We start from the raw sequence: 12,842 nt of genomic DNA, 5'->3' as shown, positions 1-12,842 counted from the left end.
TACAAGCGCATAATGGTGGGTTCATAGCATACTCAATCAACTAGATTTTTCGTCATTCAATAGCATAGCGCGTCTTATGATCTAGATACGTTAACTAAAAAATTTTTCAGGTCTGCGGTGGATTGTGATCAGGGTTATCGCGAAACCCCCGAAATAAATCCCGGACAAGCTTCAGTAAGGTATGCACTCGGCTTGGCTTGAGATGCAGATATTCCCCAATTTGCTTCAGGGTTGCATCTTGATCAACATACATTTCAAAAACGGTTAGTAAGCGTTGATCGGTTTGTTGGCGTAGGATCGCTTCAAATTCAATGCGTTCAACATTATTGATGGCAACGTCAAGCACTGATTCTTGGTGACTCTGTAATCCTGCATGCAATTCCAGCGACTCTTGTTCGGCGGCTCGGGATTGGGTATTTTGGCGGCGATGTAACTGTAACGACTCATTAATGACAATCCGCGTAATCCATGTACGGAAGGCTGAACGATACTTGAACAGTTTAATTTTCTCAAGGGTTCTTAGCAAGGCTGTTTGACAAATATCTTCTTCGGCTAAGGCATTATCTTTTTTCCAGTGGTAGCTATAGAGCCGAATTGTATGGAGACATTGGGCTTGAACTTCGCTCAGCGCAGCTGCGTGATCAGGGTGGTTGCTATCTTGGAGTGCCTGCACCAGATGTTTTTCGGTATGAATATAGCTCAAAACGAGCGCCTGTTCCTCAGGCGTTATGGCTTCACTCTGTTCAAGTGTAATCGCATACTCGAAGCATTGTTCTGGGCTTAATTGCCAGCTTTGAGCCAAGCTAAACGCTGCTACAAAATCAACCTTCGCATGGTGAGTTGCCATGGGTGTTCCTTAAAATACCAAATTTATCAGCGAATTAATCGCTCAGCAATAGATCGAACATTGGCATAGCATGCCAATCAAGCGCTTTAAACATTCAGTAAAATATGCTAGAATCCACTCCATCTGCATCTGATACGCTAATCAATAACATAAATGGCTATTATTAGCAAGCTAATAATCCTGAAATGCCTAACAATTCCAAGGAAAGGATTGGCGATGCCCTCTGTTTTTACGATTCCTGAACAAGCTTATGCCATTCTGAACACCATGGAACGAAATCCTCGGGCTGCAGTAATTCAGGCTCAACTATTCGATCAGGATGGTGCCGAACCATTCTGGAAGGCCTTCCTCTTAGGTTCCGCCTTGTTGGCTTGGGAGCGAATCAGCGAATCAGTCCAATGGTTAGAAACTGCTCATACGCTGGCTCAACAAGCTGAGTTTCCGCAACTATGGCAACTTCATTCGCTTCGCGCACTGCTGCTCCAACGATCATTAGCCGATAGTTCGACGGAGATCAAAGCATGGACAAGCTTGATTGATCAATATCAGCAGCTTAACGAAATGACTGAAGCTGCTCGTACCGCAATCTATTTGGCTAGGGCCTGGCATAGTAAACGCGACCCTCAGGCGGTTCAGCAGGTTGTCGATCAATGGCTGCCCTACTTGGATAATCCTCAAGATCGGAGCGATGCGGCGAAACTCCAGCGTGTTCTTGGAGCAGCGCTGGTGGCGAAAGGCGAATATCTTCGGACAATTCCGCTTTTGCAAGCAGCAATTGCTTGGTTTGATCATGATGCTAATCTGCTTGAAATCGCTAAATGCCATGTTGAACAAGCTTGGGCCTTGATCTCATCCGAGCAATTAGCCGAAGCTCAAACGTTGCTGGATCAAGCGGCGGTTGAATTTCAAACCCATGATTTGCCGTTACAACAAGCCTTTGTGAAACTCAACCAAAGTGCCCTCTTGCAATTGCGCGGCGATTACGCTGGGGCATTAGCTCGTTGCCAACAAGCCCGTGAATTGTTTAACCAAGTTGGTCGAACGATTGATGTGGGGAGTTGTGAAGGAAGCTTGGGCGCAATTTATCAGCAAATTGGGCATTGGGATGCTGCCCAAGCCCATTATATGCTGGCTTTGGCAATTTTTACTGAGAAATCGGCTCAAGGCCGGATGTTAATGTTATATTTAAACCTAGCCAGCATTGCGATTCTCAAGCATGATATCTCCCTAGCACATTATTATATACAATCCTATGAAAAAGCTCCCCTAGCCGCTGAGCACCAATTGTTTAAGGGTAGCGCCTCGCGGATCAAAGCTGATATTTTCTATCAGGAAGCAGCGATTGATTTGGCCATGGAAACGCTTTATTTGGCGCATGATCAGTTTTTGCAAAATGGTGAGTATACTCGTGCTGCGGAATGCCGCTTAGAGCATACCTGGATTGGATTACAGCATCGACATGGCCAAACCATTGATCAACGATTGCTTGAAGAATTAGTTGATCAGTTTGCATCGCAACCAATTCATCAATGGCGAGCCTTGTATGGCTTAGCCCGCTTGGCTGAATTACAGCACCAACCATCCCAAGCACTGAGCTACTATGAGGCGGCTAGTCAATGTATCTTTATGCTGCGCCGTCAACTTGCGAGTGAGCATCTTAGTAGCTCGCTGTTTACGCGAGCCAAACAATTGTATCTTGATGCATTAGTATGTGCTTTGCGCTTGGACAATGCTGCAAGTATGCTGCTATTGGCCGAACAGCAACGAGCATTAACGATTCAACGCCTTTTACGGCATCAATTGCCAACGATCGCCCAAGGCTTTGAACAAACCCAACTCCTGCAATCAATTCGTGAAATCAGTCGTTCAGTTCAAACGCAACGCCATAATGCGGCGCTCAAAGCCCAATTACAAGCGCAACTAGCGGACTATGTTCGGATGCTTGGGCAACTTCGTCATCAACAGCTACCACCCGAATTGCCAGAACAACAGCTTGAGATTAAAACCATCCAAGCTAATCTTCAACGCAGCTACGGCTCACATTGGACAATTCTATCCTATTGCTGGGTTGAGCATAATCTTTTAATTATAGGAATTGATCATCAATCGATTTTCTATGAATGTATCGCCATTACCAAGGAAGTTGAGCAATTGCTGCGGTTGGCATGTGATCCCCAATCCCGCAATTTTGCCTATCGTGATGGGCGCTTAGCACCTGATCGCGATGATCCACGCTGGTCGCTGCAAACAACCTTGGGATCATTGCTTATTCCCAAGCGGGTGCAGCAGCAACTCCATGCTGATTATCGTTTGTATCTTGTGCCAAGTGGTGTTTTACATCAATTGCCTTGGCCTGCCTTGCGCATTGCTGATAAGTGGTTGTGCGAGATGGCAATTTTACAAGTTGTTCCAAGCCTGACGTTATTTGCTCCAAGCCCAACTGTGGTAAGCTCCAAGCGTATTTTTCTGGGTGGTTGTACTACCTTTAATCATCCATATCCAAACCTTGATCATGTGGAAGCCGAGCTGGATACGATAGCGACTGATTACCCAGACGACTACACGCTTGATCTCCAGCAGCAATGCCAGCTTGCTACTATCAAAGCAATGACGAATAAATGTGACTATTCCATTATCCATCTTGCAACCCATGCCAGTATGCGCCCGATTCATGGGCTGATTGGCCATATTGCCTTTACTGATGGAGAGTTATGGCTCAGCGAGATTATCCATTTAAACGTAGCCCAAGCTTTAGTTATTCTATCGACATGTGATGGGGCTGTGGCCGAACTCCTTCCAGGTGAAGAAAACTTAAGTTTGGCATGGGCTTGGATTATCGCGGGTGCTCAAGGAGTGCTTGCCAATCTATGGCCGAGCCGTGATGGCAGCCTCAGTAGCCTTTTAAATACAATCCATACGACGCTTAGAAAAGGAGACGACCCAGCGCTTGCCCTAGCTTTAGCGCATCGCCAAGCCATCCAACGTGAAGACCTCGTTTTGGATTGGGGCGGATTAGTGTTTACCAGTCAATATTATGCTGCAGAACGCGACTAAACAAGGGAGTTTAGCCGCGTTCGATTGAATTATGTTAGACGACTTACCAGCGGACTGGGCCTTTCAATCCACCGGCACCACCGCCACCACCGCAAATTAAGGGATTGCCACAAGCAAGGAGTTGGTTTGAATGTTCAGGCAGCTGTAATTGATTGGCTGATTCAATGCGACCAAAAACGAAAAGCAAGCCAACGATCATCAATCCACAAACTGTGCGTTTCATAATGCTGTACTCCTTTGTGTTGCCCAGAAAATCCTGGCATCACAGAAGAGTTTTGAGCGAGCATTTCATCTCATTTGATCGTGAGGATTTTTGAATGAGTTTATTGATTCATAAGGATTAACCGATGCACGATACCCTTGATGCTCAAGTTGAGGCGGTATGGCACAAGCTTCAGCGCCAATTTCAATGGTCGCTTGTCCACGAACAAGCGGCGATCATTCGCTCGGTAACCCAAGATTTAGCCCAACGAGCTGCGCCAATTAATGAACAACAGATTAAATTGGCAATTCAGCAAGCCTATGCGCAGTGTCTCTATAATGCTATTATGGCAATGCGCAGGAATAATCCACGGCGGAATGTCCAACCAAACGCCAATTTGGCCTGCGACGATATTTACACAATGGCGTTTCGGCGAGCGCTCATCCTAGGAGTCGATGAGGAACTAGCACGTGATATTGCTCAAGAGGTCGTCAAAGTGTTGATCACGAATCCTGAAAAGGTGCGTGATCCTAAAGCACTGATAAGCTGGGTTTGGTATCAGGTCCGTGATTTTACCAGCCGTTATCGACGAGCTAAATCAGCTGATTCGCTTGAGCAAGCAGAACAGCAAACGAATATTTCTGCGATCTTGGTATCTAACACTAATGTAAGCAAACAAATCGAGGATAGATTATTTGCTCAGGCAATTCTTGATTTGCTACCAACAATCCTCTCTCCACTACAACGTCAGATTATTGATTTAGTTTGCTTTCAAGAATTAACTCCACGCGATGCAGCTGAAAGACTTAATACAAGCGCCCATCATGTTAGAGTTGAAAAATCACGAGCACTTGCAAAAATTCGCTCACATCCAGCACTACAAGTATGGATTGAGACGGATTAATCGACAATTGGCGTTATTTTATAATGAGTGTATATCATGAATGCTGATCAAAAAATCCACAAGCTAAAGCAAGCGCTTAAAGCTGTTTCACCATTATCGTTTCAAGCAGCACAAGCGCAAATTCCTCAGTTGGTAATCGCTGAACTATCTGGTGTTGCTATCGAGCAAGAATATGCGCTGGTTTTACAAGCACTCGATCAATACCCTGAGCTTGCTGAAGAATATGCGCTGCAAATGGAAGAGCAACTAGCTTTTTTAGCTGAGACTGATCCTTTACCAAAACCAAGCAATATTCCAACGTTTTTTCCCAAACCGGTCGAACAGATCAAACGGCATACTGCTCTGACGTGGGGCCAATTGCTCCAAAATTTCTTGATTCAGCTCAATCCGCCGCTTTTAGCCAAATCGCTTGATGCTGATCCTGGGCAAACACCTGCTGATGATCCAGCGATCGATTCAATTGAATATCTCGATCATGTGGTAACCCATGAGGTGTATCAGGTTAATATTCAGGCCACTTTGCAGCGAATTCCCCCTGATGCATGGCAGCTCGCCGTTTCGGTCGCATCGGTTCCTCCAAGTGCTTGGAAGGTGGGGGCAACATTAAACGAACAAGCATTAACCATGCTTGAGCATCAGCCTCCTATAACAACGTTCGGCCCACTACCAACCATCCCCAGTGATCCGATCTTCTTGGCGATTGCGCCGGATCAAACTCCCTAAACTTCTCTACGGTTGTAGGTTAATCAAACCACTCTTGAGCTGCCTTTGGGCATTGGCTCAGGAGTGGTTTTTTGGCCCCTGTAGATTTTGCGATTAAAGGCTTGACTTTAGTAAAAAATTGCTTAAAGTGTGTTTGTAATTTCATTGAACTTATTAATTATCAATCCAGCCCTAGAATGAAATCACCTGAATGATTTGGCATAGGATTGGAGGCTATGGATGGCTTGGAATCGACGGATACTGCTGAGCTTTGGGATGATTTTTAGTTTATTAGCAAGCTCGGGCTGGTTGATTGGCAAAGGCAATGCTCAAAACATACAGACGATCACGAATCCATGGGCGCTGCGTAGTGGGCGGGCAACCTACTATGATCCGACGGTTGGGATGGGCAATTGTAGCCTGCCGATGCCCAGCGATATGCTTTTAGCAGCGATGAATACCAGCGATTATGGCTTGGCTGATTATTGTGGCGCTTATGTGACCGTCAATGGGCCGCGGGGTAGTGTCACGGTTAAAATTATTGATCGTTGCCCTGGCTGTGTCGTGGGTGGGATCGACCTTAGCCCGCAAGCCTTCGAGCGCATCGCCGCGTTTGAAGCTGGGAATGTGCCAATTACATGGCAATTGATCAGTGCACCAAATGTCAGTGGCAACGTGATTTACAATTACAAAGAGGGCAGCAGCCAATGGTGGGCTGGGGTGCAAGTCCGCAATCATCGGAACGCGATCGCCAAATTCGAATATCGCAATCCTCAAGGAGTTTTCCAGAACGTTGATCGAGTTAATTACAATTATTTTCTGGTGCCTGGTGGGATGGGAACTGGCCCCTTTACCTTCCGTGTAACTGATGTTTATGGCAATGTCTTTACTGATAGCAATATTCCCTTACGTTCAGAGGGCGATGTCGCTGGCAATCAACAGTTTCCATATGTGCCAACACCTGGCAGCACAGTTACACCGAGTCGCATCCCAACAGTCAGCCCAACTGGCACTGCAACCTCAACCCATGCGGCAACGCCAACCATAATTAACCCAACCACCCGTCCTGATCAAACAATAATGAATGCTTCATCGACTGAGGCTGGTAGCAGCACCCAAAATGCGCTTGATGGCAACCTCAACACCCGTTGGAGCAGTGGCTTACCTCAGGCCGCCGGCCAATGGATGTACGTTGGCCTGCCCCATGTCACGACTGTTTCGGGAATTAAACTTGATACAGGCAACTCAACAGGCGATTATCCGGCGGGCTTTATTGTGCAAACTCGTGATGATACTAGTGATTGGGTGACAGTTGCCAGCGGAACTGGCGCAGTCCAAATCACCACCATTAACTTTGCTGCCCGCCAAGCACGTTATATTCGGGTTGAGCTGAACGCCAATTCAGCCAACTGGTGGTCAATTCATGAAGCAACGGTTATTTTTGGGGCACAACCAGCGACCCTAACCCCCACGATCGCACCGCCAACCAACACGATTGTTCCCACGACGGCAACCCCAACCTTGGTTCCAACTATGGCTCCACCACCATTTACCGCTACCCCAGCTCTTAGTATTTGGCAAGCCTACACCAGCTATAGTGTTGGCAGCCTTGTTAAGCACAATGGAATTAGCTATCGTTGTATTCAAGCTCATACTTCGTTGCCTGGCTGGGAACCAAATATTGTGCCAGCACTCTGGCAGCCAATCTAGTTGAATGCAACCGCGATTGTGGGTTTGCCCATGATCGCGGTTTGCTAATTGGGCCTGAACTGCTGGTGCTTGGCTATCCCAAGTTTGCACTTTTAACGTATACTGTTGCGCGTGCAATTGTTCACATGGGAGGCGACCTGTGCCAGCTAAAATTGACCCCAATGATTGGGATGCGAACTTTTCGGCCAAGGGGCCACGTCAACAAGGCCCACTCGCTGTTTTACTCCAAACCTTATTAGTGCTTGGCATTGCTGGTGGATTAGGTTATGGGGTTTGGTTGCTGAATCAGACCCTAACTGAGCAAAATGCTGCTGCTGCTGCAACCGCCACCGCGATTGCCCCAACGACGTTTGCGCGTGCCACCCAACGGGCCATCCAAGCAACCCAAGCGGCGATTCCAACGGCTACCCCAAATCTACCGCTTGGTCGCTCGTTGGCTACCACAGAATTGCGCTTTGAGCCGAATGAACGCTCGCAATCGAAGGGTAATATCAACCCTAACGATAGCCTGCAATATATCGAATCACGCGAGGTTGATGGTGTACTTTGGTGGAATGTGCGACTGTTTGAGCGGGCTAATATGGATTTACCTGCTGCCGAACTTGGCACAAATGGCTGGGTTTTAGCCACGACCGTGACTGAACCAACTGCCCCGCCGCCAATTGTTGCCGACGCGACTGCCGTACCAGCCGGCCCAGTCGATTTACCAACTGCGCCAATTGATCCGAGTAGTATCATATTAACCCGTAACAGCAACACCAATATTAGCGTGTCGCACCCTCAAGCTTGGACAGAATATGTGATTGGCTCTGATCTTGCGGTCTTTTTCTCGACCGCAGTTGACGGTGAGCAAGGGATTTTGGCAAGCAAGGTTATTGGTAAAACCAATGATGCTGCTGGCATTCAAGCAGCGATTGAAGAAACCTTTAATCTTTTGGCCGCGCCGAATACCCAACGCGAATATGCAATCAATGCCTCGGAAGGCACGGTTAAGTTTGTGCGGGTCGTGCGTGGTCAGGAAGCTAAAATTCAAGCGTTTGTCACGGTTAAGCCTGGGCCTGGTGGTAGTTTAGGAGTTATTATTGGCTTTGTGCCTGAATCAGGGTTCGCTGCCAATCAGGCAATTTTGCAGCAAATGACTCGTAGCGCAATTGTGCAATGATCGATCAATTGCAATTAGAAATTTTTGGCCACGCAGGTGATGCAACCTGTGGCTATGGCTGAGGCCCGCGCATGCCTTCGTTGAAGGTTGCTAATACTGTTGCGCTTTCATTAGCCCGTTTGGTTGGCGAGCGTGTGAAGGTGATCTATTATGATCTTGATGATCCGGCGATTCAGCAGCAGCATGTCGATCAACTTAATTATTTTGCTGAAGAAGACTGGCCATATCCGATTGCCTTGTTTACTGGTGAGGTTTTGTTTGTTGGTGGCCTGCAACCACTGAAATTGCTTGCCGCAGTCGTTGAACAGCTGAATCGTCGTGGTTTAAATATCGCCTAGATTGTTGATCTTGCCAAGCAGCGTTTCGCGAGGCCATGGTGCTTTGCGAAACGCTTTGATCATAATTCGCTAATTCACAAGAATAACTATTGATGCTTGTTGATCGACTGCCGTTTGTAGTGCTTCGCGGACGATTCGCACGCAAAAAATTGGCTCTGCTTCGGGTATCGTCAATGGTCGTCGGTCGTTGAGCATTTCTGTACATTCTTGTGGTGTCCAATAGGCAATGCTGCCACGCTCATGTGGTTCGTGTTCAAATGGCAATAGCGAGGAATCGCGTTCAATCCCACGCCCTTTGAGCATAAATATCCATAGTGTTTCAAAGGCTGGTGAACAATGCACCTCAAGCCAAGGGCGACATTCTATATAGTGGTAGCTTTTAATCCAACTTTCGCTGGCCGATTTTAGAATTTGATAACTATTATCAAAGTCAACACAAAAATACATAACAAAGTTATCAATGAGGGCTGCTTGTTGGACTGTTTGCGCCTGGAGTGCGACTATACCATCGTGCTCTATCTTCTTGGCAGACACCAAAACATCTTCTGGAAACTCGTCAGGATATTCTAGGTGAAGATCTTCAAACCAAACTACAAACAGTTCAATGTGTTCGAGAATAAGTGCGCTAAGCCCTTCAGATGGCGCAAGATAAAAATATAGTCGAATACCCATTCTTGCTGCTCCCTCATCAATCAACCATGCATTACTATAGCATTTGCTTACCAGATTGAATTAAGCCTAAAGGCCGATTATTACTAATCAATTTGCTTAACTAACATCACAAACCCTCTTGACAAACTAAAAACTATTGATACTATATATCCATACGTTCCGTTGGGGAGTAGCCACCTGCATCGACAGGGTTTGCAATCGTCAATCCAGAAGCAATTCTCGGTTGCAAACAATACGTATTGCGTATTTTGGTCAGACCAACATTGGCTTTGATATAAGCCGTGTTGGTTTTTTTGTGTGACCAACCACGGCCTTTGCAGGAGGCAATGCAACAATGGATACCATCGTTTGGATGTGGATCGGCTTTAATGTCTTTGTTTTGGCCATGTTGGCGCTCGACCTCGGCGTGTTTCACCGTTCAGCGCATGTGGTTTCAATCAAAGAAGCCACCTTGTGGAGTGTCGCCTGGATAGGCCTAGCCGCGATCTTCAACCTGGGGATTTACCTCTTTTGGCAGCAACTCGTGCCCCAAAGCAGCTATACCAATAGCGAAGCCGCACTCGCCTTTATGACGGGCTACCTGATTGAAAAATCGCTCAGTATCGACAACATCTTTGTATTTGTGCTGATTTTCGGTAGCTTTGCTGTACCCGCCCAATATCAACATCGCGTTTTGTTCTGGGGTGTATTGGGGGCGTTGGTGATGCGCGGGATCATGATTGGCGCTGGGGCAGCCTTAATTCGTGAATTCCACTGGATTATCTACATCTTCGGCGCATTCTTGATTGTCACTGGGATTAAGATGGCTTTCCACCAAGAACAAACGCTTGATCCTAAGAACAATATTTTGGTGCGAACGTTCCGCCGTTTGATGCCAGTAACCGATGAGTATGAGAACGATAAATTCTTTGTGCGCAAAGCTGGCGTGTTGATGGCAACCCCGTTGTTCTTGGTGCTGTTGATGATTGAAGCGACTGACTTGATTTTTGCTGTCGATTCGATTCCAGCGATCTTTGCAGTGACCCAAGAGCCGTTTTTGGTCTATACCGCCAATGTATTTGCGATTTTGGGCTTGCGTTCGCTGTACTTTGTACTGGCTGGGATGGTGCATAAGTTCCATTATCTTAAGCTTGGTTTGGCCTTTGTGCTCAGCTTTGTGGGTGTCAAGATGCTCTTAGTTGAAACTGCTTTCAAAATTCCTTCGGGAATCTCACTGGGTGTGGTGGCTGCGATTATCGCAACGGCGATTGGTGCTTCGTTGATTCGCGCTAAGCGTTTGGAAACCGCCAAGAGCTAAGTAATTAAGCAAGGCCGTGGGTTTAGTGCGAACCCACGGCCTTTTTATGTTTATTCGGCTAAGGCATACACCAAGCCTTGGCTGGTATAGGTTCGCAGATCGACGGTCAAATAGCCTAACTCAGGGCTGAGCGCGACAATCGGCACAACACTCCAGCCAGCGGTTGGGTTAGCTGGATTATAGACCAGCACGGTTGGAATGCCACCGCGATACAAGCTTGGATCATAGCTGAGTTGGGCATATAGCGGTGGATGATTGCTATACCAAGCCAACAGCCGCTTATCGCGAATCATATAAGGCTGAATCAAGGTTGGCCATTGTTTGATCGTATAGTTGGGCAAATTGTTGTAGTTGGTACACAATGGCGCTGGTTGATAGACTTCAAGCGTGAAACCATTGACATCAGCCGCTGCGCCAGCTTGGAGATCTAGGCCAACATTGCCATCAGCCAGTGGCGCATGGATTTCGGCAGTCGCCGGCCCAAAGCCACCAGCAATTTGATACCAGGTTGCAACTGGGGTTTGATACTCGCTGCTATAGGCATACAGATAGTTGTGATGGCTGGCCAAGCCAGCGATTTCAGCAGCGGTTAATTCGAAGGTTGCAGCAAATGTGCGACTGCTACTAATATCAATATTTTCTACCATGCGACAATTGCCCCCAGCCGGACAAAACGATAGATTAACCTTTTTGCCGCGAACTGCACCACATTCTTTGCCTTGAATTTCAATCGCATTAATTTCGGGCAGCGTGCTTGTACTATTGAGTTTTGGCTTGACTTGCAGATCAGCAACCCAACGTTGATTGCTTAATGTAAAACTGCTGGTTGGGCTTAGAACGCTCTTCGCTTGGCTAATTGAAGCAACCGAATTGGTGTTCCAATCGCGGGCTAGGATAATCGCCCGATCATTATCGCTAAAGTTGATGCCATACCATGCTTCTTGTTGACCCTCACTCAACAAGCCTTGATTGATAACCCGTGTGGGTTTATTGGGAGCACCTTTGATGCTAAAACCCATTGCTTGAGTCTCATTCAAGCCACTAAATTGTACCAAACTGGTGTTGCCCTTCGTGTTGGCGGGCATAAATTTGACGCTTGCCGCACCATTGTGGGCAAGCACGCTTGGCTGATTGCTCGGCACTAAACCATAGAGCGTTTGAATCGTTTTCCAATCATCCATGGCATACATCAAGGTTTGGGGCGTATTATCACAATGGTAATGCTGGGCTGCATTGCCACGCAATTTGCTGGCGCTATAGTGATACGACATCAGTGAATTGTGGCTCATACGGTCGTGAGGCAACTCAGCACTAAGGTCGTTACTGGTTGAACTACAATAGGTATAATTGGCACTAGCAGCATCGGGTGCATAGCCATCGTGCAAGCCCAAAATATGGTGACCCAATTCATGGCTCATGGTTTGGCTGCCGGTTAATTCCGACCAATAGCCACAACGGGCATTGATACCATTCCATAAGCGACCCAGCATAATCGCTGCTGGCACAAAATGAACTTTGCCATCATGGGTTTCGATTGTGCGAATACTTTTTTCAAAGCCGCCTAGAAACGCGGTTGGCCGATAATCGTTGTTGGCCAAAATCCGAATATCGGCATCATTCCAATGTTCGCCGTTGGTGTAAACCGAGTATTGCTCCACCCAGACTTGGCCATCAGTGGCTTGATACAGGGTTTGGCTGGTTTCTTGCAAGGCCGTGGTTAAGATATCTTGCAGCGATGCTTGAGTAAAGGCGGCGCAGGTGTTGCCATTTGCTTGCCGTAATGCATCTTGTTGGCCTGGCTGCCATTCGATCGAAACAATTAAATGCAGATTTTGAAAATCGCTGTTGGCGTTAGCTTGCTTTGGTTTGGTTGGCAATATTAAGGTAATCAAACATAAACTGCTAATGAGAATGAAACTTATTTTGCGCCAAAACATACACTCGACTCCTTAAG

11 protein-coding genes are annotated in these 12,842 nt (G+C 46.9%); 7 read left to right on the top strand and 4 right to left on the bottom strand.

The genetic code is table 11. The annotated features are described in order from the left end of the window. Window positions 1–106 precede the first annotated feature (106 nt). Window positions 107–847, bottom strand: a complete 741-nt coding sequence (locus ABEB26_RS09305; protein ID WP_345721701.1) for an RNA polymerase sigma factor — start codon at window positions 845–847, stop codon at window positions 107–109. A gap of 216 nt (window positions 848–1,063) precedes the next feature. Here ABEB26_RS09305 and ABEB26_RS09300 point away from each other — a divergent pair, with 216 nt between their 5' ends. Next, on the top strand, window positions 1,064–3,901 hold the full coding sequence (locus ABEB26_RS09300) for a CHAT domain-containing protein (protein WP_345721700.1): 2,838 nt from the start codon (window positions 1,064–1,066) through the stop codon (window positions 3,899–3,901). Between the two features lie 43 nt (window positions 3,902–3,944). Here ABEB26_RS09300 and ABEB26_RS09295 read toward each other — a convergent pair whose 3' ends face one another. Further along, window positions 3,945–4,124 carry a hypothetical protein gene (locus ABEB26_RS09295; protein ID WP_345721699.1) on the bottom strand — a complete coding sequence of 60 codons (180 nt, stop codon included), beginning with the start codon at window positions 4,122–4,124 and terminating at the stop codon, window positions 3,945–3,947. A gap of 124 nt (window positions 4,125–4,248) precedes the next feature. On the opposite strand from ABEB26_RS09295, the gene ABEB26_RS09290 reads away from it, so the two are divergent. From ABEB26_RS09290 to ABEB26_RS09270, 5 genes are all read left to right on the top strand, one after another. Beyond that, the gene (locus ABEB26_RS09290) at window positions 4,249–5,007 is read left to right on the top strand and encodes a sigma-70 family RNA polymerase sigma factor (RefSeq protein WP_345721698.1); all 759 of its coding nucleotides are present in this window, start codon (window positions 4,249–4,251) and stop codon (window positions 5,005–5,007) included. Window positions 5,008–5,043: 36 nt separating this feature from the next. Next, window positions 5,044–5,730 (top strand): hypothetical protein, encoded by a 687-nt coding sequence (locus tag ABEB26_RS09285; RefSeq protein ID WP_345721697.1) that lies wholly within the window; start codon window positions 5,044–5,046, stop codon window positions 5,728–5,730. 219 nt (window positions 5,731–5,949) lie between these two features. Further along, a complete protein-coding gene (locus tag ABEB26_RS09280; RefSeq protein ID WP_345721696.1) occupies window positions 5,950–7,419 on the top strand; it encodes an expansin EXLX1 family cellulose-binding protein in 1,470 nt (489 codons plus the stop codon). Window positions 7,420–7,558: 139 nt separating this feature from the next. Continuing rightward, on the top strand, window positions 7,559–8,581 hold the full coding sequence (locus ABEB26_RS09275; RefSeq protein ID WP_345721695.1) for a hypothetical protein: 1,023 nt from the start codon (window positions 7,559–7,561) through the stop codon (window positions 8,579–8,581). Between the two features lie 71 nt (window positions 8,582–8,652). Further along, complete coding sequence (locus ABEB26_RS09270) at window positions 8,653–8,919, top strand: hypothetical protein (protein ID WP_345721694.1); 267 nt, start codon at window positions 8,653–8,655, stop codon at window positions 8,917–8,919. A 69-nt stretch (window positions 8,920–8,988) separates the two neighbouring features. Here the strand turns inward: ABEB26_RS09270 and ABEB26_RS09265 are convergent, their stop codons facing one another. Then, window positions 8,989–9,591 (bottom strand): hypothetical protein, encoded by a 603-nt coding sequence (locus ABEB26_RS09265; RefSeq protein ID WP_345721693.1) that lies wholly within the window; start codon window positions 9,589–9,591, stop codon window positions 8,989–8,991. Between the two features lie 334 nt (window positions 9,592–9,925). On the opposite strand from ABEB26_RS09265, the gene ABEB26_RS09260 reads away from it, so the two are divergent. Continuing rightward, a complete protein-coding gene (locus tag ABEB26_RS09260) occupies window positions 9,926–10,888 on the top strand; it encodes a TerC family protein (protein WP_345721692.1) in 963 nt (320 codons plus the stop codon). Between the two features lie 50 nt (window positions 10,889–10,938). Here ABEB26_RS09260 and ABEB26_RS09255 read toward each other — a convergent pair whose 3' ends face one another. Beyond that, window positions 10,939–12,825: a hypothetical protein gene (locus tag ABEB26_RS09255; protein ID WP_345721691.1), complete on the bottom strand. Its 1,887-nt coding sequence runs from the start codon at window positions 12,823–12,825 to the stop codon at window positions 10,939–10,941. Window positions 12,826–12,842: the final 17 nt, after the last annotated feature.

It is taken from the genome of Herpetosiphon gulosus, assembly GCF_039545135.1.
Lineage (GTDB): Bacteria > Chloroflexota > Chloroflexia > Chloroflexales > Herpetosiphonaceae > Herpetosiphon > Herpetosiphon gulosus.
Note: the sequence above shows the minus strand (reverse complement) of the source record. Positions and strands in the feature narration are given on the sequence as shown.

Bases quoted from the DNA above. Each gene is read 5' to 3' on its own strand.
- ABEB26_RS09280 (WP_345721696.1), top strand. From the start codon at position 5,950: ATGGCTTGGAATCGACGGATACTGCTGAGCTTTGGGATGATTTTTAGT.
- ABEB26_RS09265 (WP_345721693.1), bottom strand. From the start codon at position 9,591: ATGGGTATTCGACTATATTTTTATCTTGCGCCATCTGAAGGGCTTAGC.
- ABEB26_RS09300 (WP_345721700.1), top strand. From the start codon at position 1,064: ATGCCCTCTGTTTTTACGATTCCTGAACAAGCTTATGCCATTCTGAAC.
- ABEB26_RS09255 (WP_345721691.1), bottom strand. From the start codon at position 12,825: ATGTTTTGGCGCAAAATAAGTTTCATTCTCATTAGCAGTTTATGTTTG.
- ABEB26_RS09305 (WP_345721701.1), bottom strand. From the start codon at position 847: ATGGCAACTCACCATGCGAAGGTTGATTTTGTAGCAGCGTTTAGCTTG.
- ABEB26_RS09290 (WP_345721698.1), top strand. From the start codon at position 4,249: ATGCACGATACCCTTGATGCTCAAGTTGAGGCGGTATGGCACAAGCTT.
- ABEB26_RS09270 (WP_345721694.1), top strand. From the start codon at position 8,653: ATGCCTTCGTTGAAGGTTGCTAATACTGTTGCGCTTTCATTAGCCCGT.
- ABEB26_RS09295 (WP_345721699.1), bottom strand. From the start codon at position 4,124: ATGAAACGCACAGTTTGTGGATTGATGATCGTTGGCTTGCTTTTCGTT.
- ABEB26_RS09285 (WP_345721697.1), top strand. From the start codon at position 5,044: ATGAATGCTGATCAAAAAATCCACAAGCTAAAGCAAGCGCTTAAAGCT.
- ABEB26_RS09260 (WP_345721692.1), top strand. From the start codon at position 9,926: ATGGATACCATCGTTTGGATGTGGATCGGCTTTAATGTCTTTGTTTTG.